The following is a 22,410-nucleotide window of genomic DNA, read 5'->3' as shown; positions in this document are numbered from 1 at the left end:
CCCGTCTAATTTTGTAAAGAAAAACCATGAGCGCCCTCAAAGATACCGTGATTTATGGCACTGAAGACGTGCTGGTCAGTCTGTGCAACTCCGTCACGCGCGTGCTGAACGTGGCCACGCAAACGCAAATCAGCTACTCAGGCATGGTGCAACGCATCAGCAAAACCTGCCTCAAGCCCGATATTGGCTGCTTTGTGTTGTTTGACGGCGGCTTTTCGGGGCTGGTGATTATCAATTTCTCGGGCGCGGCGGCGATGGAAATTTACGAAAGCTACATGCTGAGCATGGGCATGTCGAAAAAAGAGCTGGCCAATTCCTTTACCTCGGATGAAGTCAGCAACGTCATGGGCGAGCTGATGAACCAAGTGGTGGGCGACTTTACCGGCAAGGTGCGGCGCGAGTTGCAAACGCATATCACCCAAAACCAGCCCAAAATGTTGGTGCTGAACAAAGAAGTGGTGTTAAACGTCGATGCCAACTTAGACCAGCCCGAAGCGCGGCGCGTCACTTTTTACACCGCATCGAACAACATTTTTTACCTAGAGATGGCGATTGACCGCACCGAGTTCATCAAACTCTACGATTTTGAACCCCAAGCCGCGCCCGACCCCGATGCCTTGATGGCCCAGACGCGCGAGGCCAGCCAAACCGCTGCCAGCGCGCCCATTGCACCAGCAACCTTGAGCGAAACCGACGAGCTGCTCAAGTCGCTGGGGATGTAAGGCACTGGGCAGGGGCGGTTTATTTTTTGCGCGCCGCGATGTCTTTTTCGGCCTGGGCCACCAAATCGGCCCCAATCTGGCCCTTCCATTTTTCTACCACTGGGCGTGTGGCTTGGACAAAGGCATCGCGCTCGGCCGCGCTCAGTTCCGTCACCGTAACGCCATTGGCGGTCAGCTGCTTGACCAAAGGCTTATCGGCCTCGACCAAGCCTTTACGGGCAATGGCAATTTGCTCTTTACCTGCATCAATGGCCGCTTGTTTGACAATTTCGCGATCCGCTGGAGTCCAAGTGTTCCAGACGTCTTTGTTCACCACAAACACCAGCGGGTCATTCATGTAGCCCCATAAGGTGATGTATTTTTGCGCCACGGTGTGCAACTTGGCCGCTTGGTACACCGACAACGGGTTCTCTTGCCCATCCACGGCACCGCTGGCCATCGCGGGTTGGGCATCGGCCCAGCTCATTTGCGTGGGGTTGGCACCCAAAGCGGTAAAAGTGTCCAAGAACAGCGGCGAACCGACCACGCGGATTTTCATGCCCTTGAGGTCTGCTGGCGACTTGATGGGCTTTTTGGAGTTGGTGATTTCGCGGTAACCGTTCTCGCCCCAAGCCAAGGGCACCACGCCGGCCTTTTCCAGGGTTTGGAACAGGCTCTTACCGACCGCGCCTTGGGTCAGGGCATCGGTGGCAGCGTAGTCGGGCATCAAGAAGGGCAACGAGAACAAATTGAGCTGCTTGACTTGGGGCGACCAGTTGATGGTAGAACCAATCGCCATGTCAATCACGCCTTGGCGCAGGGCAGAAAATTCGCGCGTTTGGTCACCCTGAATCAACGAGACACCAGGGTAGAGTTTGATATTGATACGGCCTTGGGTGCGCTCGCGCACCTTGTTGGCCCACAACTCGCCACCCTTGCCCCACGGAAACGCGGTACTCAACACCAGCGACAGGCGGTATTCGCTCTTGTAAGCGGCCTGCTGGGCCAGCGCTGCTGGGGCGGTAAAAGCCAAAGTGGCGGCAGCGGCCACAGTGCTGAGCAAAAAGGTACGTAGTTTCATCAGGTTGCGCGTGAAACCGCAGCTATCTAGCCGGGCAGGTCAGCAAGAAGCGCACCGTGCTTCTTGCCGTGGTGGCGTACCTGTCACGTCCATTTTTGCCACCGGTTGATAACACTGCATAGTGTTGCACAGCACGCGGCTTGTCTTCATGAAAGTGGAGGGGCTGAACCTGGTGGTTATTGCCCCCCCACAATGGTGGTCGCCATGCGTGTCGGTTGCAATTTGCGCTGCATGGCAGCTTTGATGTCGGCGCGGCTGATGGCTTGCACCTTGCTGCGCCAATGTTCTAAATAATCCAGCGGCAGGCCGTGGCTGGCGATATTGACCACATTGCCCAGCAGTTTTTGGTTGCTATCAATTCGCAGGGCAAAGCCGCCAATCAGGTTGTCTTTGGCAGCGCGCAGTTCGGCTTCGGTTGGGCCTTCGGCCACAAAACGGGCCACGACCTCGCGCGCTACTTGCAGCGCTTGCTCGGCTTGGTCGGGGCGGGTTTGCAAACCCACCACAAAAGCACCCGCGTGCAGGCCGGGGGCAAAACTGCTATACACGCTGTAACTGAGGCCGCGCTTTTCGCGCACTTCTTGCATCAGGCGCGAGACAAATCCCCCGCCGCCCAAAATATGGTTGCCTACCAGCAGCGGTAAAAAGTCGGGGTCGCTGCGCGGCATACTGGGTTGACCGAGCAAGATATGGGTTTGCGCCGAAGCCAAAGCAATTTTTTGCTCTTGTGCTTGCGTCAAAGCGGCCACTTCGGGCACAGCGGGCAAGGGGGCGCAATCTTGGTTGGCAGGTAGGCGCGCCAACAAGGTGTTGACCAAGGTTTGCGCCTGCGCTTTGTTGACAGCGCCCACAATATGCACCCGCGCGCGGCAGGTTTGCAGGTAGTGGGCGTGGAACCGCGCCATATCGGCCACTTGGATGCGTGCTAACGTTTCATCCGTGACGCGGTAACCGTAAGGGTGGCTGCCATAGACGGCTTGTTCAAACGCCTCTTGGGCGATGGTGGCTGGGCGGGTGCGCGCTTCGCGCAGGGCGGCACTCCAGCGTTGGCGTTCGCGCTGCCAGATGTCTTGCGGCCACGCGGGTTCGGCCAGTTGGCGCGCGGCCAGTTGGGCGGCTTGGTCTAGCAAGTCGGCGTTGGTGAGCGAGCGCAAGGCCACATCGAAGGCATCTTCGCTGGCACCGATGCTGAGGCTGGCCCCCAAATCGGCCCAGGCTTCGCCCAAGGTGTTTTCGTCTAAGGCGGGGGCATCGCCTACGGCACGCACGCCTTTGCTGGCCATGTTCGCCACGGCTTGGGCCAATCCGGCTTGTTCTGCTGGGTCACGGCGGCTACCGGCATCAAAGCGAATTTGCACATCCACCATCGGAATGGCCGGGCTTTCAACCAACCAGACTTGGGCACCGTTGGTCTCAGTCCAGTGTTGTATGGGAATCAAGGCCCAAGCAGACTGCACCGACAAGAGTAAACCAGCGCCCAGCACACAGGTGCGGGCGATTATTTTTTTAACAATCAACATAGAGGCTGCTTTTTTGGCTGCGGTGTTAGTGGCGGGAACCCAAGGCGGGGCTGGGGCTGCGTTTGCGCTGCGGGTCCAGTGGCTGTGGAATCAGCGTGGCGACGGTGAGTTGCTCATTGCCAAAGTAGCGTTGCGCCACGGCTTGCACTTGCTCCGGCGTGACGGTACGCAGCAGCGCCAGCAGCCGGTCTTCGGCATCCAGCGGCAGGCCCTGCACCCACGAGCTACCCAAATCTTGCGCCCGGCTGTGCAGCGAGTCGCGTTCGTAAATCGTGCTGGCCATCCATTGGGTTTTGACGCGCTCTAACTCGGCGCGGTTGACCCCTTCTTGGGCCACGCGGTTGATTTCGGCCCGTAAGGCGGTTTCCACCTCGGTGGCGGTTTTACCTTGCACCGGAATGCCCAACAGGATAAACAAACCGGGGCCGCGCCCCAAGTTGTCCACGCCGCTGTAAGTGGCATCGGCCACACGTTGGGGGCCTTGGGTCAGGGCGCGCTCTAGCCGCGCACCGTCGTAGCCACTGAGCAGCGCCGACAGCACGATGAGCGCCAAAGCGTCGCGGTCACTGTCTTGGAGATTTTCTAGTTGGCGCAACGCGGGCGCTTTGAAGGCCAGCGCCACATAGGCTTGTTCTGCCGGTGCTTTGATTTCTACCCGGCGCAAGCCTTGTTGCAGCGGCTCGGGGCGCGGTTTGCGCGTGGGTACGGCACGGGTTGGGATGCGACCATAGGTTTTTTCGGCCAGTTGGCGCACCTGTTGCACATCGACATCGCCCACCACCACCACGGCGGCATTGGCTGGTACATACCATTGGCGATGAAATTGGCGCACATCGTTGGCGGTGAGGGACTCTAAATCGCCCATCCAACCAATAATCGGCCGCCGGTAGGGCGAGGCGTTAAAGGCGCTGGCATAGAGTTGCTCCATCAGCAGGGCGCGCGGCTTGTCTTCGGTGCGTAGGCGGCGCTCTTCTTTCACCACTTCGACTTCTTTGGCAAATTCTGCATCCGGCCATTGGTTGTGGGCAAAGCGCTCGGCCTCTAATTGCATCACGGCGGCCAGTTTGTCGGATGGAATTTGCTGGTAGTAGCCGGTGTAATCGCGGCTGGTGAAGGCGTTTTCTTGCCCCCCCAAGGCCGCCACGCGACGCGAGAACTCGCCCGGCGGCAACTTGGCACTGCCCTTAAACATCATGTGTTCCAGCACATGGGCCACGCCCGAGAGGCCATCGACTTCATCCATTGCCCCAGCACGCAACCACACCATGTGCAAGGCGGTGGGCGCGCGGCGGTCGGTTTGCACAATCAGCGTCATGCCGTTACGCAGGGTGAATTGCTGGGCTGTGTGGGCTGTGCCGTTGGCAGGCAAGGCCGCTGCCATAGCAACGCTGGCAGCACTGGGCAAGCTGGGGGCCGGAGTTTGCGCCCCGGCAGCAAAACAGGCCAAAAGGCCCAAAAGGGGTATAGCGTGTTTCATGATAAACATGGGATTCTAAAAAACACCGAACGTTCAATGCTGCTGATGTGTAAATACGGCAAATTGCCGTATTATTGGCAATGAGTAAGGAGAAAGTACCATGCCCGCTACCGCAGCAACTGCCCGTCTTGAAGCCAGAATCAGCACCCAGCTACACACCATGCTCAAACGGGCATCAGAATTGCAGGGCCGTACCATGACCGATTTTGTCATCAGTGCCGTGCAAGAAGCCGCCCAGCGTGCTATTGAGCAAGCCGAAGTGATGCGGTTTTCTTTGGAAGACCAAGAGTGCTTTGCACAGGCGCTGTTGTCCCCTCCTGAGCCGACGCCTGCGCTGCAGCGGGCTTTTGTTCGGCGGAAAAAACTTTTGGGCACGCCATGAGCGTTGCCCCATTTCAATTGTTGGCACTGCAGGCGGCACATGATCGCACATCATTCCACAGCCGTTCTGAGCCTTTGAACCGTTATTTGCGCGAGCAAGTGAGCCAAGACATACGCCGCCGGGTTGCCGCTTGTTTTGTGGCTTTGTCGCAAGAGCAGTGCATTGCAGGTTATTACACTTTGGCTGCTGCCAGCGTGTTGCTGTCGGATTTGCCCCCTGCTATGGGCAAAAAGTTGCCCCGCTATCCCACGGTACCTGCGGTACGAATGGGGCGTTTGGCGATTGACTGCGCTTTTGAGGGCCAAGGTTTGGGCAGTGCGCTGCTGGCCGATGCCTTAGAGCGGGCCGCGCGTGCAGAAATTGCCTCTTACGCCTTGCTGGTGGATGCCAAAGATACGACCGCAGCCCATTTTTACCAGCACCACGGGTTTATTCGATTACCCCATGCGAATCTGACCCTGTTTTTGCCCTTGGCCACTGTGCAAGCCCTCTCGTCTTTTCCAAAATAAGCCTGCCCACCACTGTGCCCGCTGCTGCCCTTCTTTCCGTCAGCGCCAGCGAACTAATCGGTGGCATCATCGCCCTGACCACATAGGCCCTCACCATCAAGCATGTTCAGTTTTTTCAAAAAAAAGCCCCCAGCACCCGTTGTAGTGCCCCCCTCTGAGGCCGCTGCCGCGCCTACCGCTGCCCCAACTGCCCCTGCTGCCGAGGCCACAGAAGCCAAACGCAGTTGGTTGCGTAACCCGTTTGCCAACAAAGCCAGCGCTGCCCTAGCCATTGCGCCCAACCCAGAGGCCAGCGCAGTGCCAGTGGCCGCCGCCACATCTGCCCCCGAACCCAGTGCCAAGCCCGAGCGCCAAGGCTGGATGGACAAGCTCAAGGCGGGCTTGCGTAAAACCGGCAGCAGCATTGCCACCGTGTTTACCGGCACCAAAATCGACGATGCCCTGTATGAAGAATTAGAAGAAGCCTTGCTGCTGGCCGACACCGGTGTCAAAGCCACCCAATGGCTGTTAGACGACCTCAAGCGCCGCGTCAAAGAAACCAAAACCACTGACCCGGCGGCCGTGAAAGCCTTGTTGGCCGATGCCCTGACCGACTTGCTTACGCCGCTAGAAAAACCGCTGGTGATTGGCGAGCATACGCCCACCGTCATCATGGTGGCGGGTGTGAATGGCGCGGGCAAAACCACCTCTATCGGCAAATTGACCAAGCATTTGGCCCTAGAAGGTGCCTCGGTGCTGCTGGCAGCGGCCGACACCTTCCGCGCCGCCGCGCGTGAGCAATTGGGGGTCTGGGCCGACCGCAATGTGGTAGAAATTGTCAGCCAAGAAGGCGGCGACCCGGCAGCCGTTAGTTTCGATGCGGTGACGGCAGGCAAAGCGCGCGGCAAAGACGTGGTCTTGGTGGACACCGCAGGCCGCCTGCCCACACAATTGCACCTGATGGAAGAGCTGAAAAAAATCAAGCGCGTGGTCACCAAAGCCGACGGCAGCGCCCCGCACGAGGTGCTGCTGGTGATTGATGGCAACACCGGCCAAAACGCTTTGGCCCAAGTGCGTTCCTTTGACGATGCCTTGCAATTGACCGGCCTTGTCGTTACCAAGTTGGACGGCACGGCCAAAGGCGGCGTGCTGGCGGCCATCGCCCAAGAGCGCCCGGTGCCGGTGTATTTCATTGGTGTCGGTGAAAAACTCGAAGACCTGCAAACCTTCAACGCGCGCGAATTTGCCCAAGCCTTGCTATCCTAATTTTCTTGTAGGGGCAGGAACTTTCAAGTTTGGCACTCTCTCCAACAGAGTGCTAATATCAAGACTTGGAAGAAGGATTTTTGCACCATGACATTTACCTCTGGATCTGCATCGGCGGCTTTGGCATCTGCCAATCCTTGGGCCGTGGTGCCATCGCTGGGCAATCTGGATGCCTACATCTCGGCGGCCAACCGCCTGCCCATGCTCACGCCCGAAGAAGAGCAAAGCTATGCGCGCCGCCTGCGTGAGGATAACGATGTCGAGGCAGCGGGGCGCTTGGTGATGTCGCATCTGCGGTTGGTGATTTCTATTTCGCGCCAATACTTGGGTTATGGCCTGCCGCATGGCGATTTAATCCAAGAAGGCAACATCGGCCTGATGAAAGCCGTCAAGCGCTTTGACCCGGAGCAAGGCGTGCGCTTGGTCAGCTATGCCATGCACTGGATTAAGGCCGAAATCCACGAATATATTTTGAAAAACTGGCGCATGGTCAAGGTGGCGACCACCAAAGCACAGCGCAAATTGTTTTTCAATCTGCGCTCCATGAAGCAAGGTTTCAAAACCGATGCCCAAGACACGCACCGCAACAGCCTGTCCGACCAAGAGATTGACCACGTCGCCAGTCAGTTGCGCGTCAAGCGCGAAGAAGTGATTGAGATGGAAACGCGCATGTCCGGCGGCGATGTGCTGCTAGACCCGGCCCCATCCCATGATGGCGAACAAGCCTTTGGCCCCCTCACCTACCTGGCCGATGCCACCCACGAGCCTACCGCCCTGCTCGAGTCGCACCAGCGCGATTTATTGGCCAGCGATGGCATCGCGGCTGCCTTGGCTTCGTTGGACGAGCGGGGTCGTCGCATCGTAGAAGAGCGCTGGCTCAAGGTCAATGATGATGGCTCGGGTGGCATGACGCTGCACGAGTTGGCAGCGGTGTATGGGGTCAGTGCCGAGCGCATCCGCCAAATTGAAGCCGCTGCCATGAAAAAAATGCGTAAGGCCCTCAGCGCTTACGCCTAAGCCCTAAGCCGCCTTTACGCCGCTTCTTGAGCCGCGCTGCGTGGTTCGTTATTAGGGCGTGGGGCAGCTGGCGGCAGCGCACAAGGCTGCAAACGAAATCGGGCGGCCCATCCAGCGCTGCATTTCTTGTGCGGGTACGGCTTTGGCATACAACCAGCCTTGCACAATGTCGCAGCCATAGCGGTGCAGGCGGCGCAATTGCTCGGTGGACTCTACCCCCTCGGCCACCACGGTCAGGCCCAAGGTGTGCGAGAGGTCAATCACAGCGCGCACCAAGGCGGCTTGGCTTTCGCCTTGCAGCATCGGTTCGATAAAGTCGCGCGCAATTTTGATGCGCGAAATAGGCAGCTGTTGCACATAGGCCAGTGAAGAATGCCCAGTGCCAAAATCATCTAACGTGACGCTAATGCCCAGTGCTTGGATGCGTGCCAGCGATTGGCGCGCCAGCACCGGGTCGGACATGGCTTCGGATTCGGTCAGCTCCAGCTCTAACAAATCAGCCGGTACGCCGTGGCGTTGCAGCGTTTCTTGCAGTTGTTCGGGCCAGTCGGCCTGTTGCAATTGTTGTACCGATACATTCACTGCCACACGCAGTGGCGTACCAGCTTGTTGCCAAGCCAAAATTTGGCGGCATACGGCGTTTAACACCCATTGGCCCAGCGGCAAAATGAGTCCAGTCGCCTCGGCCACCGGAATAAAGCGCGACGGCGGCACTTCGCCCAAGTTGGGGTCTGTCCAGCGCAACAGGGCTTCGGCCCCAATCACTTCACCACTGAACACATCCACCTGCGGCTGGTAATGCAAAGACAAGCCACCATAGGCCAGCGCCAGCTTGAGCCGGTCGTGCAGCAGCACCTTTTCGGCCATTTTTTCGCCCATTGGTGGTGCATACAGCGCATAGTGGCCCCGGCCCCTGTCCTTAGAATGGTACATGGCCATGTCGGCGTAACGCAGCAAGGTTTCGGCATCGCGGGCATCGTGCGGAAACATGGCAACCCCTGCGCTGGCACCGCATTGCAGCTCAAAGCCCTGCACCCGATAAGGCTGTTGCAGCAGCTGCAACAGTTGGGCGGCAATGCTTTGCGCTTCTTGTGCGTGGCTCAGCACTGGCAGCAGCACGGTAAATTCATCACCGCCTAAGCGGCCTACCACATCGCCAGCGCGTAGCACGCTTTTGAGCCGACGCGCCACTTCTACCAACACCTGATCGCCTGCCGCGTGGCCGTAGCCATCGTTGATGGCTTTGAAGTCGTCTAAATCTAACAGCAACAGGGCAAAAGCTTGGCCTTCGTTGTCGCCGCGCTGAATGGCTTGCTCTAGCCGCTGGCTAAACTGCCAGCGGTTGACCAGCCCGGTCAGGTTGTCGTGGGCGGCTTGGTACGAGGTTTGCGCTTGCAGGCGCTTGACTTCGGAGATGTCGCGTACAAAAGCCACAGCAGCGCCACCATAGGCATCGGAGTGCCCCAAAGCCACATCGACCGGAATGAGGTTGCTGTCTTTGCGGTGCAGCCATAAATCGTGGCCCATTCCCATCGGGCGGCGATTGGGATTTTGGAAGTAGCTCCGCATTTGTTGGCCATGCTTGGGGCCTAAATGGGGTGCCAGCAGCATACTGACCGATTGCCCAATCAACTCCTCGGCAGAGTAGCCAGAAATAATTTGCATGGCCGGATTGGCCATGATGATGGTGCCTTCGCGGTCAACCAACAAAATGCCATCGGGAGCCGCTTGCATGGCGACTTGTTCTAGCCAGCCACCGGGGACTTCGCGCAGGTTTTCTGCATAAACCGGCTGTGCGCCCGTATGGTGAAAAGGGCAACGCCGAGGCGAGGCCGTGGTTTGGCTGCTGCTGTCGCGCAGCGTTGGAAGGTCAAAAATGTGCATCGGTACGGCTCCTGTTCTGCCACAACCGCGCTCATGCAGCACGGTTGCCATCAGCCCACTGGCCGGGCGGGGGGGTGGAAAGACTCTTCCCACTCTAAGCAAGTTGCGCGCCTAAACTATAGGGAAATCCCGTAGCTCGGCCACTTTTTGGCCCACAAGCGCAGGTAAATGTGGTGTAGTTGATGATTTTCTCTGCCGTGCGGGGTCTATTTAAGGCTTAGAAGATACCTTTTGTTGCAACAGTATCCGTACATCATCAGCCAGCGCTTGGGCACCGCTGCCGTAACGGGCATAGACGCGCAGTTGACCGGCGGGGTCGTACAGGTAGCTGCCAGCGGAGTGGTCTAGGGTGTAGCTGGTGGGCGTGGGGCCATCTACCTTTTTGTAATAGATTTTGAAGTCTTTGGTCAGGGCTGGCAGTTGTTCGGGCGTGGGGCGCAGGGCGATAAAGCTGGGGTCAAAATTGGCCATGTAGGCTTTGAGCATCTCGGGCTGGTCGCGCTCGGGGTCCACGCTGATAAAAATACCTTGCAGCTTGTCGCCCTCGGGGCCAAGCAGCTCTTTGGCTTGGGCCAGTTCTTGCAAGGAGGTGGGGCAGACATCGGGGCATTGGGTGTAGCCAAAAAACACAATCACCACTTTGCCGCGAAAGTCTTGCAAGCGGCGCGGCTGGCCGTGGTGGTCGGTCAGGGCAAAGTCGCGCGCGTAATCGGCCCCAGTGATATTCACGCCCCGAAACTGGGGGGCATCTTGGGAGCAGCCCCCAAGCAGGCCCCCACTGGCCAAAGCAATAGCGCTGGTGCCGAACAGTTGTAAAAAAAATCTTTTTTGCATGGTACTTCTCTGCTTATCGTGCTGGAGGGCCACCGCGCAGCATGGCGCGCATGTCTTGCAAAGAGACCGCGCTTTCGGCAGCCACGCGCAGGCGCGGCGCAGGCTTGAAGGCGTGGCCGTAGATGATTTCAAAGGTGAGTGCTAAGGCCCCATTGTCTGCGGGCTGGGCCAGCGTTTGCAGTTGGGCCAACAGTTGGCTGTGCCAGCGGCGGCCACGCAAACCCGCAAAACGCTGTGGGTGCAGGTTGCGCCCGAGTTCGCGCAATTCTTGCAGCAGGCGCTCTGGGCTGGCAAAGGTCAGGGTGATGCGTTCCATGTCCATCACTGGCTCGGCAAAGCCAGTATGCACCAGCATATCGCCCCAGTCGTGCATGTCGGTGTAATCGTGGCTCAGGGGTGGCCAGCCCAAGGCAGCGTACAGGGGGCGCAGTTCGCGCAGGGTGTCTGGCCCAAGGCAAGAGAACATTAAGTAGCCATTGACCGCCAAGGCGCGCTGCCATTGGGCGAGTAACGCTTGCGGCTGTGGGTGCATGTGCAGTGCCATATTGGCCCAGAGCATTTGCACCGCCCCATCGGCAGGCGGGCCAAACTGCTGTGCGGCCCCCGTCCAGCGGGCAGCGCTCCACCAAGGGGGGGTTAGGGCTTGTGGGGCCGTGGCTTGGCGCTGGGGGGCAGTCTCGGTGATGTAGCACTGGGCTTGCGGATAGCGTTGGCGTAGCAAGGCATGGGCTTGCAGGCCGCCGCGCACGGGGTCCCAATGGCACCAACTGGCCGGGGCTTGGCGTATCCAGCTAAGGCGGTCTTCCATGCGCCGGGCCACTTCCTCATGCAGCCAAGGTGATGCCAGCGCTGTGGCGGGCGGGTTGGCGGCGTGGTGCCAGCGGTGCGCGGCCACCGGGTCGATGGTGGGGGGTGTTTGTTGGGCAGTAGAAGTAGCAGACGATGGCATGGGTCACAGCAAGGAAGCGGCAGCGCGTATATTGGACACCATCATGCCCCATCCTTTCTTAGCTAAGGTTTCTCCGCTGTGGCAACGTTGGCTGGCGCGCCTGCCTAGCCAGTGTGAAGTTTGCCACGCTTGGCCAGCACAGCGCCTGTGTGAAGACTGCGTGGCCCGCTTTGCCCAACCGCGTTTGCGCTGTCGCAGCTGTGCGTTACCGGTGCCGCTGGGCGTATCCCACTGCCAACAGTGTGTGCGCCAACCGCCGCCGTTGGATGCCTGTGTGGCCGCCGTGGATTATGGTTTTCCGTGGGAACGCATCCTCAGTGCCTATAAATTCCACGGGGACCCCGGTTGGGCGCGCACGCTGGCGTTGTTGTTACGCAGTACTCCGTGGGCTGAACCGGCCTTGGACGCTGCTGATGCGGTCTTGCCCTTGCCTTTATCGCCGCAACGGCTGCGCCAGCGTGGTTTTCACCAAACGTTATTGCTGGCGCGTGCTTTGGCCCCCGATAAAGCAGATGCCCATGTGCTGCTGCGCGTGCGCGATACCCCGGCGCAAAGCAGCCTCAACCGCGCCCAACGGTTAGAGAATTTGCAAGGCGCTTTTGCCATCGTCCCACAACGCCTGCCCGAGGTGCAAGGCCAGCGCATCGTGTTGTTGGACGATGTCATGACCACCGGCACCACCTTGCACACTGCTGCACAGGTGTTGCGCCAAGCGGGAGCAGCCCATATCACCGCGCTGGTGGTTGCGCGCACGCCATAGCCCCACCCGCCAATCTGAGGGCCACACTGGCGGACAATACGCGCCATGTTTCATATTGTTTTGGTTGAACCCGAAATCCCGCCCAACACGGGCAATATCATCCGCTTGGCGGCCAATACCGGCTGCACGCTGCATTTGGTCGAGCCGCTGGGCTTTTCGATGGAAGACCGCCTGATGCGCCGCGCCGGGCTGGATTACCACGAATATGCCCAAGTGTTGCGCTATGCCAACTGGGCCGCTTTTTTACAGCAAACCCAACCCGATACCCGCCGCATGTTTGCCCTGACCACGCGGGGCACGCGGCAGGTGCATGAGGTGAGCTTTGCAGCGGGCGATTGGCTGGTGTTTGGCTCGGAAACCCGGGGCTTGGCCCCCGAGTTGCGCGAGACCTTTGCCCCAGCGCAACGCTTGCGCCTGCCGATGGTGCCCGGCCAGCGTAGCCTGAATTTATCCAATGCCGTGGCAGTGACGGTGTTTGAGGCGTGGCGACAGCATAATTTTGCCTATTCCCCTCCCGAAAATACCCCATGAACTGGTTTGCTACCCCCTTTGAAGCGCTGCTCTACCTGATTGAGGTGGCGGCCACGATTGCCTTTGCCTTGTCCGGTGTCATCATGGCGGCGCGCAAGCGGCTGGATATTGTCGGCGTGTGCGTGGTGGCTTTTGTAGCTGCCTTTGGTGGCGGCACGCTGCGCGATTTACTGCTCGACCAACGGCCCTTTTTTTGGGTGCGGAACGTTAATTTTATTTGGGGCATTCTGGCGCTCTCGGTAACGGCCATGCTGTTTATGCGCCAGCGCCATTTTCAACCGACCGAGCGCGCCATGCTCTTGCCCGATGCCATCGGTTTGGGCTTATTTGCTGCGGTGGGTGTCGATATGGCCACTGCCGCGCAATTGCCCGCCTTGGTGGCGGTGATGATGGGGGTGATTACCGGCGTGTTTGGCGGTGTGCTGCGCGATGTGCTGTGCAATGAAATCCCGCAAGCCTTTCAAGACCATCGTCCCTATGCCCTGTGTGCCTTTGTGGGGGGGTGGGCCGATATTGGCCTGCGTCAATTGGATAGCCCAGCGTGGCTGACGGTGGTGGCCTGTGTCGTGGTTACCGCTGGGCTGCGCGGGCTGGCGCTGTGGCGCAATTGGCAGTTGCCCATCTGGCGCGTGTGAGGGCATGAGGGCATGAGGGCATGAATGCGTGCAGGCGTGGCCCATGCTACGCTTGCTGCCATGTTCAATCCCTCTCAAGCCGATGTGCGGCGCTTTTTTTGCGCCGCCCACGCCAAAGCCCAAAGCGGCGCACCCATGCAAGCCATAGAAACCTTGGCCAGCTTGTGGATTGCCGAGCATCCCGAATACCTGGCCGATTTGGCCGATGTGGATGCCGCCATTGCGCGCAATTACGACCAAACCCCAGAGCAAACCAATCCGTTTTTGCACCTGTCCATGCACCTGTCCATCAGTGAGCAGTGCAGCATTGACCAGCCGCGCGGTATTCGCCAAGCAGTGGAGTTGTTGGCGAAACGTTTGGATTCTTTGCACGATGCCCACCACGCCGCGATGGAATGTTTAGGCCAAATGCTTTGGGACAGCCAGCGCTCGGGCAGCCCCCCAGATGGCGATGCCTATGTGGCCGCCGTGCAACGGCGCGCTACGCGCGATTAAGACCTGCTGCGCGGTGTGCGTTTTACCTGTCTCGGTAGTGGTCAGAATTTTGACGGGCGGCGCGGGCTTGCACCAGCGATACAGCGGGGTAAGCGCCGATATACAGCGTTTTCTGTTGGCCGTGGATACGGTAGGCCATGCGCCAGAGTTTGCTTTTTGCCTTGATATGCAGATACAGCCCCCGCCATCGCTTTTTTTGTCGCCTACGGCTTTGCATCCTTGATAGAGGTATCGGTCAGTGCCACGGTGCATCCCCTGTTGGTGCCTGTTGGTGCTTTGGTTTGGGAACCAACAAAAGAACCAACAAAAAAGTAAGCTGCCATGATGGCTTATGACACGATATAAGACAACAAAAAGCCCCTGTACCTAAGGAGGCAAGGGGCTTTTGATACGGCTTGAATTATCCTGAAATTGTCCTATGGTCCCGCCGACAGGAATCGAACCTGTATTTAGCGCTTAGGAGGCACTCGTTCTATCCATTGAACTACGGCGAGACGCGAAGCCCGCTATTGTAAGCAGGCTCACGCACCCATTTCAATCGTGGCGCACGGTGTAGATGAGGTCTAAAGCGCTTTGGCTGCCGGTTTGGCCGCGCAAGCTCAGGCGGCGTGATAAATCGTAAAAAATAGAAATCACGCCCACCGCTCCAGATAAACCATGCTCATAGGTCAGATAAAGTTTGCTGGACAGGCGTTTGCCCAAGGTGATGGCGGCCGTGCTGGCACCATTGCTGCCCTCTGGGGCTTTGAAGCCGATTTCATCGAGTCCCAGCTTTTGCGCTACGCTGGCGCTATCGCCGCCTTTTTGCCCCAGCAAGGCCAAGGCGGCTTGTTGTAGTAGCGCTGCTTCGGCACCGCCAGCGGCACTGCTGCGCCCGGTGACCACCCAGGCCAATTTTTCAGCATCGGGCAAATCGGGGTCGGCATACAGGCGCACCAGCGGTTGTTGTGCTGTACCACTGACCTGCACCCCGGCGCGCACGCTGATGTTGGGGCGGATGGCCAGCATATCGAGTGCCGGGTTGTCGTGCGTGCCGTTAAAGCGCAGCAGGCCGGTTTCGATGTCTAGCAATTGGCCCCAAGCACGGTAGCGGCCCTGTTCGGTGCGGATTTCTCCGGTCACGCGCAGGGGCGCACCTGCCACCGGGGCGCTACGCACGGCCAACTGTCCGCGCAGACGGGTTGTAATGCCGTGGCCTTGCAGGGCAAAATCGCGCCCCAAGTCCAACTCGATAGCCAAATCAACCGGTTTGCGCGTTTGCACCGCCGGGCCAGAGGGAGCCGCCGGTGTGCTGGCGCTGGATGCTTTGGCCTTGGCGGCGGCCAGGCGGCTGGCCGCGCGCACCACCACCACATCCTCGCCCAAGCGTGGGGCCGAAGCATCGGGCAGCAAGATGGCGGCCCGATGGACCTGCAATTGGCCGCGCAGTGTGAGTTGGCCTTGTTCGAGTTGGGCTTGCAGTTTGCCCGATAGGCTGGCTTGCCGATCGGCGCGTACCAGCACTTGCAAGGCGTGGGCTTGGGCCTCTAGCTGCAAGCGGATACCAGAATCTGCGCCACCTTGGTTCCAGTGGATGTTTCCGCTGCCTTGCAGGTAGCCGCCATCGCGTGGCGCGGGGGTTAGGTTGCCGCTGTAACCGGCAATGCGTGCCTGGCTGCCTTGACCACCGCGCCAAGACCATTCTTTGATTTCTAGCCGGTTGCTGTGCAACACGGTACGCAGTTGGCCATCGTGTAAATCAATGCCATCGACCAAGGAGCGCAGTGCCAATTGCTTGGCATCAATGCGCCCTTGCCATTGCGGTGCTTGGCGGCTGCCCGACAGGGTGGTATCTGCGTCTAAGGTGCCACGAATACGCCAGCCCGGCGGTGCGAGCACTGACCAAACCCCCATGTCGGGCAATTGGGCTTTGATTTGGGCGGCCAGGGGGGCGTTTTCGGGCCACGTCCAGCCAGTGCCTTGGCGTTGCAAGCGGCTTTGCGCTTGGGCTTGGATTTGGCCAGCTTGGGCGCTATCCCAGACAAATTGGGCGCGCAACTGTTCTTGCTCTACCTGTAGTTGTAGCAGCAATTGGCGTAAACCGGCGGCGGTGGCGGCTTGTTGCTCGTCGTGCAGCAATTGCAAGTCGCCTTGGGCGCGTTGCAGCTGCAACTGGGCGCGCAGCTGGGGATGGGTTTGGATGTCCCAATCCCCTTGCAGTAGCAGTTGGCTCGATAAACCGGCTTTGGCCAATAGGGGGCTTTGTGCCGGGGCCAAAGCATCGACCCACGCCAGCGGCAGCCCTTGCAAATGGCCTCGGCTTTGCCACTCTGGCCCCTGCGCGCCACCCCAGCGCAGTTGTGCTGGTTGCCATTGCAGCGCTACGGCACCGGGCAAGGGGCTGGTGAGGCGGGCGCTGCCTGCCGAGAGTTCTACACTGCTGGCGGTTGCACCAGCGGCAGCAGCTTGCCAGCGCCCTTGCAATGGGCCGAGTTCCAGCGTCCAGGGGGTGCGGTGGGCGGGGGTTTGTAGTTGTAGTTTGAAGGTGGCCAGTTGGGCCTGCCAAGCATTGGTGCCTTGTGGTGTCGCTTGCAGTTGGGTGTGCAAGTGGGCCTCGTGCCCGTTGATGCGTGCTTGGCTCTCTAGGCGCAAGCGTGCTTGCCGCGCAGACCAGTCTAGCGTCAGTTGGGCTTGCCCTTGCAGGGTTTGGCCCGACAGGGCAGCTGCCGCACCGCCGGGCAAGGATTGCAGCCAAGTTTGCACCTGCTCAGCGGCACGGATGTTCACTTGTAGCTGCCCTTGGCTTTCTTGTGCTGTTTTCCAGTGGCCGTTGGCGCGCAATTGGGCACCGGGCACGTCCAAGGTGATGCTGCCATCTACCCGCGGTAAGCCCTCGGTAAAGCGCAGTTTCAGGCCCTTGGTTTGCAATTGGGCTTGCAGCGCTTGGGCTTGCAAGCGTGGCAGGTGCAGCAGCGGCGCTTGCCACTGGCCTTGGGCTTGTATCTGCTCAATGGGCAAAGTATGGCGTTTTGGGCTGGCCACGGCGCGCACATCGACGGTGAAATTGACCGCCACCCCATCAGGGCTGTGTGCCTGTAAGTGGCCATTCAGCGGGGCGGCATCCAGACGGCTATGCAAGGCCGCTGGGGGTAGATTTTGTAATTTGGCGCTGCCTTGCAATGTGCGTGTGGCGGGGGTGTAGCTGCCTTGCAAGTCGATATGGCCGCTGCCCACTTGTACTTGTGCTTGCGGCAACTGCCATTGTTGGCCGTCATAGTGGGCTTGGGCTTGTAACTTTTGCAGGGGTAGGCGTTGTTTGTCCCACGGCCCGGCCAGGGTGTTGTGAAGGTCGGCTTGGAGCGCCCAACCCGCTGGCGGTTGGGGTGTCAGGTGGATTTGTCCGGCCAAAGCCGTGCGCGGCGCTTGCGGCCACAAGGCTGCCAAGTCTAAGCCTTGCAGCTGGGCTTGGGCTTGCTCTAAGGGCTGGCTGGCCCACGGGGCAATTTGGGCGCGGACATCCGCGCGCATGGCGGCCAGTGGTGCGGCGGTGGTTTCTGCCGGTCTTAATTGCGCTTGTAGTGCTAGGCGGGCGGCTGCACCGGCCAAGGTGCCGTCGAGTTTGGCTTGGGCGGCTACCAACAAAGGCGCGGCCACTTGGGGTACGCTGGTTTGCACCTGCCCATTGACTTGGGCTTGGAGCTGCATGGGCGCGTGGGCTTGCAGTCGCGCTTGGGCGCTGTAACGTCCTTGGGCGAATTTGAAATGGTCTAGCTGCACTTGGTGCAGTTGCCCATCGTAGCCATAGTGACCGGCCAGCGCCGTGGCCTCTACGCTAGTGCTGCCTTTGCTCCATACCAACTGCTGCACCTGAAACGGCAGCTGGATAGAAGCTAACGGTAGCAGCAGCTGCTCTAGGGGCTGGGGTGGGGGTGGGTCAGGCTCTGGGGTGGCGGTGATGTGCAAGCGGGCTATGTCCCATTGCTCGATGTGCAGCTGGCGCTGCCACAACGGTGCCCATTGCCAACGCAACTGCATGTCTTGCACCTCTACGGCCAAGCGGGGGCTTTGCCAGCGTAGCCAAGCGATGTGGCCCCCTTGGCGCAAAGAGCCTTGGGCTTGGCGCACCTCTAGGCTGTGGCCCGGCGGTAGCCAGCGTTTGGCCAAATCCAGCACGGTGGGCAAGGAGTTATCGCGGCCCATCCAAACCCAGGTTGCTGCTCCGGCCAACAGCAAAGCCAGCAGCAGTAGCAACAGCCCAGCACATAGCCAGCGCACGGCACGCCGCCAGCCTGTGCGCGGCTTGGGCGCGGGTGGCGGAGATGTGTTGGCAGCAGCGGCAGTAGGGGCAGAATTTGTCATTCGTTTGCTCAAAAGCTAAAACCCAAGCGCAAATGCAGACGCACGCTTTGCTCTTGTAGCCCATAGGCCACATCGGCCTGCAATGGCCCGACCGGACTGCGCCAGCGCACCCCGGCGCCAATGCCAGTACGCCAACGCATCGCGCGCGCGCTATCGCCTACGGCCCCAGCATCGGCAAACAGGGCGGCTTCCCAATCGCTAAACTGCCCCTTGCGTACCAGCGGGCGCTGCCATTCGACACTGGCCACCGCCATATAGCGCCCGCCATACAGTTGTTGCGCTACGGTGCGGGCGGCAATTTGCCGGTAGCCATAACCGCGCACCGTGGTATCGCCGCCGGTCAGGAATAACTGCGTCACGGGCAATTGGGCACCTGCGCGCGCCAGCACCGCCCCAGCTTCGGCACGCAAGGCCCAACGGCTTGGGCGGCTGCGTCCATTGGGCAAGGTGATGCGCCCAGCAGGCAAAAAGACCAAACTACGCCCCTGTGCGCGCACAAAGGGGGTGCGTTGTGGCAGCAAGGTGGTACCAGCTCCCAGCTCATAGGCCAGCCCATAGCCCGCGTTGGGGGCGTTGATGCTGTCAAAGTAACGGCCCGTCCAACTGTGGTTGAGGCTCAGGGCGGTGCTAGACGGTGGCGCGCCACTGCCTTGGGCGTTGGCATAGTCGTATTGCAGGTAATTGCTACGGTCGATGCGTTCGGTGTCACGGCGCTGACCGGCTTGCAGGCGTGCGCTACGGACTTGGTAACTGCCAGTTTCTTCGCGTTGCAATTGCCCGCCGGTGAACCAGCGCCAGCCGCGTTGGTTGGGCAAATCGGTCCATTGGCTGGCCAGCAATTGGTTTTTGGGGTCTAAGGACAGTTTGCTCACGGCGCGCCAGCCCAGCATGGGCAGGCGGTTGTGGGTGTGGTCTATGCGTAGGCGCACGCCGCTGTCGGTGGAAACCCCCAAGCCAAACACCCATTTTTGCAGCGGAGCCTCGCGCACTTGGGCCAGCACCGGGGCGGCCTCGGGGGTGGGGCTGTCGGTATCGAGGCGCAAAAACACCGTATCGTAATAACCGCTGCTGGCCAAGCGCTGCTGGGCTTCTAACAATTGGGCTTGGTCGTAGGCAGCCCCAACGGGCAACCGGGCAATGCGTTGGGCAGCTTCCAAGCTGTAACGCTGCTGGCCATCGAGTTGCAGCGGCCCAAAGCGGTAGGCTGGGCCAGCGTCGTAGCGCACTGACAACTCGGCCCGGTGCTGGTCGGCATCTATCAGGGCTTGGCTGTCGGCGATGCGCGCTGCGGCGTAGTGGTGTGCTTGCAACTGGCGCAAGCCTTGCGCTTTGGCACTCTCCCAGCCCGATTGGCTAAACGGCTGCCCCACTGCCAACTCCCAAGTGTGGCGAATTTGCTGCGCTAGTGCTGGTGTAGGGACGATAGAAGCAGCAGAAGGGGCGATGGTGGCCTCGTCGCCACGGACCTCAATGGTCACCTGCTCCACCTGTGTCACTGGCCCTGGCTCTAGGGTCAGTACGATGTGGGTTGGCGTGCCGCTGGCGGGCGCGGGCACGCGCTCTAGGGTTATTTGGGGTGCAAAATACCCCAGCGTGGCCAGCAGCTCGCGTGCATCATCGGGGGTGCTGGCCAGTAGGCGCTGCAATTCGCGCTCTTGCAATTCGGGCAATTGCCGAAAACGTTGCAGCTCAAGGTGTTTTTCTAAATAACTGTTGATGTGTTTGCTGGGGCTACGCACTTGCAACACAAAGGCCACGGCTGGGGTGTCCGTGGTGGTGGGTGCAACGCTGGCAGGTGCATCGGTGGTAGCGGGCATTTCTTGGGCCTGCCCGTGGCTCCACCCTAAGCCCAGCAGCAGCAACGTCAAACTGCCCCAGCGCCCCAGCCGCCCTGGTTTAAAAATGCGACTCCAACGGCCTTGCATGGATATCCTTGGGCCGCCTGTTATTTGGACAGCAAACGTATCGCCTGCTCTAGTCCCTGCAAGGAGAGCGGATACATGCGGTTGCTCATCAATTGCTGGATGATGGCGATACTCTGGCGGTATTGCCACACGCCCTGCGGCTCGGGGTTAATCCACGCAAAATGCGGGAAGGCGTGCGTCAAGCGTTGCAGCCATTCGGCCCCCGGCTCTTCGTTGGTGTATTCGACACTGCCACCGGCTTGCAAAATTTCATATGGGCTCATGGTGGCATCGCCAACAAAAATCAGTTTGTAATCTTTGTTGTATTTGCGGATGATGTCCCAGGTGGGAAACTTTTCGGCAAAGCGGCGGCGGTTGTTTTTCCAAACAAAATCATAGACACAGTTGTGGAAGTAGTAAAACTCCAGATGCTTGAACTCGGTTTTCACGGCAGAGAATAATTCTTCCACCCGCTGCACATGCTCGTCCATCGTACCGCCCACATCCATCAGCAGCAGCACTTTGACATTGTTGTGGCGCTCCGGAATCATTTTGATGTCCAAATAGCCTGCATTGGCGGCGGTGCTGCGAATGGTGTCGGGCAAGTCCAGCTCTAGCTCGTGGCCTTGGCGGGCAAATTTACGCAGGCGGCGCAGGGCTACTTTGATATTGCGCGTGCCCAGCTCTTGCGTGTCGTCGTAGTCGCGGTAAGCGCGCTGCTCCCAGACTTTGACGGCACTTTTGTTTTTACCCGCACCCCCAATGCGGATACCCTGCGGGTTGGTGCCACCGTGGCCAAACGGGCTGGTGCCGCCGGTGCCTATCCATTTGCTGCCGCCCTCGTGGCGCTCTTTTTGTTCTTCTAAGCGCTTTTTCAGGGTTTCCATCAGCTCATCCCAATCCATTTTGGCGATGGCGGCTTTTTGCTCGGGCGTGAGTTCGCGCTCTAGCACCTTGCGTAGCCAGTCGGCGGGGATGGCTTGGCTGAAGTCGGCCAGCAGCTCTACCCCCTTGAAGTAGGCGGCAAAGGCGCGGTCAAACTTGTCGAAATGCTTTTCGTCTTTGACCAGCGTCAGGCGGGCCAGATGGTAGAAGTCGTCAAGGCTCCAAGCGTCTTCCGAATTTGGGCCGACGATGCCCGCTTGCAGGGCTTCTAGCAAGGCCAGCAGTTCTTTGACCGATACCGGGAGTTTGGCAGCGCGCAGGGTGTAGAAGAAGTCAATGAGCATCGGAATATGATGGGCAGGTTTTTTGAGCCAATGGGTAAGATTAAGGTGCGATTTGGTGGGTTTTGTCGTCAGGCGCAGTATGTGCAAATTTTGCACATACTTCCTCTCGCTCCAGCTCACCCTCCGCAAAAACGTTGCGGATGTGCTTGGTAATGACCGAACGTTCATGATTTTCCATGCTCTTTGGCTAGCATAGGAAAGACTCTGGTAAGTAAGTTGGCTATCAGAAGTTTTTTCACTGTTTGAACCAAAGCTGATGTCTGCTCCTAGAGACAAACAGCAGCTTGAAGTGGAACAAACTTACAGTAGCCAACTTATACAGCTTTTTCTGTTGGCCGTGGAGACGGTAGGCCATGCGCCAATACTTGCCTTGGGCCTTGATATGCAGGTACAGCCCCCCGCCATCGCTGTGTTTATCGCCTACGGCTTTGCCGCTGTGCTTTGCATTCTTGATAAAAATTTTGGTCAGTGCCACGGTGCATCCCCTGTTGGTGCATGTTGGTGCTGTGGTTTTTGTAACCAACAAAAGAACCAACAAAAAGGCGGGATGTCATGATGACTTATGAAACGACGTAAGACAACAAAAAAGCCCCTGCGCCTAGGGAGGCAAGGGGCTTTTGGTGCGGCTTGGTAGAGCCTGAAACTGTCTGATGGTGCCCAGAAGAGGACTCGAACCTCCACGGAGTTACCCGCTAGTACCTGAAACTAGTGCGTCTACCAATTCCGCCATCTGGGCTTTCAGGGTTTGAACTTTCTTAAAACTTCCAAACAAGCAACAAGGCATAGAATGCAGCTTGTCGTTAAACTTGGTGCCCAGGAGAGGACTCGAACCTCCACGGAGTTACCCGCTAGTACCTGAAACTAGTGCGTCTACCAATTCCGCCACCTGGGCATTTCAGGAAAGACCCAGATTGTATAT

General features: G+C 59.2%; 20 protein-coding genes and 3 tRNA genes. 9 read left to right on the top strand and 14 right to left on the bottom strand.

From position 1 onward, the window contains the following. The first annotated feature begins 26 nt into the window (after positions 1–26). Positions 27–722, top strand: coding sequence for a DUF3334 family protein (locus tag PHX60_RS05525; RefSeq protein ID WP_300075628.1), 696 nt, complete (start codon positions 27–29; stop codon positions 720–722). Between the two features lie 19 nt (positions 723–741). Here PHX60_RS05525 and PHX60_RS05520 read toward each other — a convergent pair whose 3' ends face one another. From PHX60_RS05520 to PHX60_RS05510, 3 genes are all read right to left on the bottom strand, one after another. After that, positions 742–1,782 carry a DctP family TRAP transporter solute-binding subunit gene (locus PHX60_RS05520; protein WP_300075626.1) on the bottom strand — a complete coding sequence of 347 codons (1,041 nt, stop codon included), beginning with the start codon at positions 1,780–1,782 and terminating at the stop codon, positions 742–744. 176 nt (positions 1,783–1,958) lie between these two features. Continuing rightward, entirely contained in the window at positions 1,959–3,302 is a 1,344-nt protein-coding gene (locus PHX60_RS05515) for a pitrilysin family protein (protein ID WP_300075624.1), read from the bottom strand. Positions 3,303–3,327: 25 nt separating this feature from the next. Continuing rightward, entirely contained in the window at positions 3,328–4,779 is a 1,452-nt protein-coding gene (locus PHX60_RS05510; protein WP_300075622.1) for a pitrilysin family protein, read from the bottom strand. A gap of 100 nt (positions 4,780–4,879) precedes the next feature. On the opposite strand from PHX60_RS05510, the gene PHX60_RS05505 reads away from it, so the two are divergent. The 4 genes from PHX60_RS05505 (at position 4,880) to rpoH (ending at position 7,932) form a co-directional block, all read left to right on the top strand. Beyond that, positions 4,880–5,161, top strand: a complete 282-nt coding sequence (locus PHX60_RS05505) for a DUF1778 domain-containing protein (protein ID WP_300075620.1) — start codon at positions 4,880–4,882, stop codon at positions 5,159–5,161. After that, entirely contained in the window at positions 5,158–5,670 is a 513-nt protein-coding gene (locus tag PHX60_RS05500; RefSeq protein WP_300075618.1) for a GNAT family N-acetyltransferase, read from the top strand. Before PHX60_RS05505 ends, PHX60_RS05500 begins: the two co-directional genes overlap by 4 nt. Before the next feature lie 102 nt (positions 5,671–5,772). After that, positions 5,773–6,915 carry a signal recognition particle-docking protein FtsY gene (ftsY, locus tag PHX60_RS05495; RefSeq protein ID WP_300075616.1) on the top strand — a complete coding sequence of 381 codons (1,143 nt, stop codon included), beginning with the start codon at positions 5,773–5,775 and terminating at the stop codon, positions 6,913–6,915. A gap of 87 nt (positions 6,916–7,002) precedes the next feature. Continuing rightward, positions 7,003–7,932, top strand: coding sequence for an RNA polymerase sigma factor RpoH (rpoH, locus tag PHX60_RS05490; protein WP_300075614.1), 930 nt, complete (start codon positions 7,003–7,005; stop codon positions 7,930–7,932). Positions 7,933–7,983: 51 nt separating this feature from the next. Here rpoH and PHX60_RS05485 read toward each other — a convergent pair whose 3' ends face one another. The 3 genes from PHX60_RS05485 to PHX60_RS05475 form a co-directional block, all read right to left on the bottom strand. Then, positions 7,984–9,816 carry an EAL domain-containing protein gene (locus tag PHX60_RS05485; protein ID WP_300075612.1) on the bottom strand — a complete coding sequence of 611 codons (1,833 nt, stop codon included), beginning with the start codon at positions 9,814–9,816 and terminating at the stop codon, positions 7,984–7,986. Positions 9,817–10,026: 210 nt separating this feature from the next. Beyond that, the gene (locus PHX60_RS05480) at positions 10,027–10,650 is read right to left on the bottom strand and encodes an SCO family protein (RefSeq protein ID WP_300075610.1); all 624 of its coding nucleotides are present in this window, start codon (positions 10,648–10,650) and stop codon (positions 10,027–10,029) included. 13 nt (positions 10,651–10,663) lie between these two features. Next, on the bottom strand, positions 10,664–11,599 hold the full coding sequence (locus PHX60_RS05475; RefSeq protein WP_300075608.1) for a biotin synthase: 936 nt from the start codon (positions 11,597–11,599) through the stop codon (positions 10,664–10,666). Positions 11,600–11,642: 43 nt separating this feature from the next. Here PHX60_RS05475 and PHX60_RS05470 point away from each other — a divergent pair, with 43 nt between their 5' ends. The 4 genes from PHX60_RS05470 to PHX60_RS05455 are packed head-to-tail and all read left to right on the top strand — an operon-like array spanning position 11,643 to position 14,020. Further along, positions 11,643–12,359, top strand: a complete 717-nt coding sequence (locus PHX60_RS05470; RefSeq protein ID WP_300075606.1) for a ComF family protein — start codon at positions 11,643–11,645, stop codon at positions 12,357–12,359. A 45-nt stretch (positions 12,360–12,404) separates the two neighbouring features. Beyond that, on the top strand, positions 12,405–12,890 hold the full coding sequence (gene trmL / locus PHX60_RS05465) for a tRNA (uridine(34)/cytosine(34)/5-carboxymethylaminomethyluridine(34)-2'-O)-methyltransferase TrmL (protein WP_300075605.1): 486 nt from the start codon (positions 12,405–12,407) through the stop codon (positions 12,888–12,890). After that, entirely contained in the window at positions 12,887–13,525 is a 639-nt protein-coding gene (locus PHX60_RS05460; RefSeq protein WP_300075604.1) for a trimeric intracellular cation channel family protein, read from the top strand. Before trmL ends, PHX60_RS05460 begins: the two co-directional genes overlap by 4 nt. Before the next feature lie 60 nt (positions 13,526–13,585). Further along, complete coding sequence (locus PHX60_RS05455; RefSeq protein WP_300075603.1) at positions 13,586–14,020, top strand: DUF1841 family protein; 435 nt, start codon at positions 13,586–13,588, stop codon at positions 14,018–14,020. A 22-nt stretch (positions 14,021–14,042) separates the two neighbouring features. Here PHX60_RS05455 and PHX60_RS05450 read toward each other — a convergent pair whose 3' ends face one another. The 8 genes from PHX60_RS05450 to PHX60_RS05415 form a co-directional block, all read right to left on the bottom strand. Further along, positions 14,043–14,159, bottom strand: a complete 117-nt coding sequence (locus PHX60_RS05450) for a hypothetical protein (protein ID WP_300075601.1) — start codon at positions 14,157–14,159, stop codon at positions 14,043–14,045. 280 nt (positions 14,160–14,439) lie between these two features. Further along, positions 14,440–14,514, bottom strand: a tRNA-Arg gene (locus PHX60_RS05445). A gap of 40 nt (positions 14,515–14,554) precedes the next feature. Then, positions 14,555–18,358, bottom strand: a complete 3,804-nt coding sequence (locus tag PHX60_RS05440) for a translocation/assembly module TamB domain-containing protein (protein ID WP_300075599.1) — start codon at positions 18,356–18,358, stop codon at positions 14,555–14,557. Positions 18,359–18,366: 8 nt separating this feature from the next. Further along, positions 18,367–20,283: a BamA/TamA family outer membrane protein gene (locus PHX60_RS05435; RefSeq protein WP_300075597.1), complete on the bottom strand. Its 1,917-nt coding sequence runs from the start codon at positions 20,281–20,283 to the stop codon at positions 18,367–18,369. 20 nt (positions 20,284–20,303) lie between these two features. Beyond that, positions 20,304–21,491, bottom strand: coding sequence for a VWA domain-containing protein (locus tag PHX60_RS05430; protein ID WP_300075596.1), 1,188 nt, complete (start codon positions 21,489–21,491; stop codon positions 20,304–20,306). Positions 21,492–21,726: 235 nt separating this feature from the next. Continuing rightward, positions 21,727–21,966 (bottom strand): Arm DNA-binding domain-containing protein, encoded by a 240-nt coding sequence (locus PHX60_RS05425; protein ID WP_300075595.1) that lies wholly within the window; start codon positions 21,964–21,966, stop codon positions 21,727–21,729. Positions 21,967–22,142: 176 nt separating this feature from the next. Beyond that, positions 22,143–22,227 (bottom strand) — tRNA-Leu (locus PHX60_RS05420). 71 nt (positions 22,228–22,298) lie between these two features. Further along, positions 22,299–22,383: transfer RNA gene (locus PHX60_RS05415), tRNA-Leu, on the bottom strand. Between the last annotated feature and the right edge of the window lie 27 nt (positions 22,384–22,410).

The organism is Giesbergeria sp., from assembly GCF_028686475.1.
Taxonomy (GTDB): Bacteria; Pseudomonadota; Gammaproteobacteria; order Burkholderiales; family Burkholderiaceae_C; genus Simplicispira.
The sequence above is the reverse complement of the archived record's forward strand: the minus strand, read 5'-3'. Positions and strand labels throughout refer to the sequence as shown.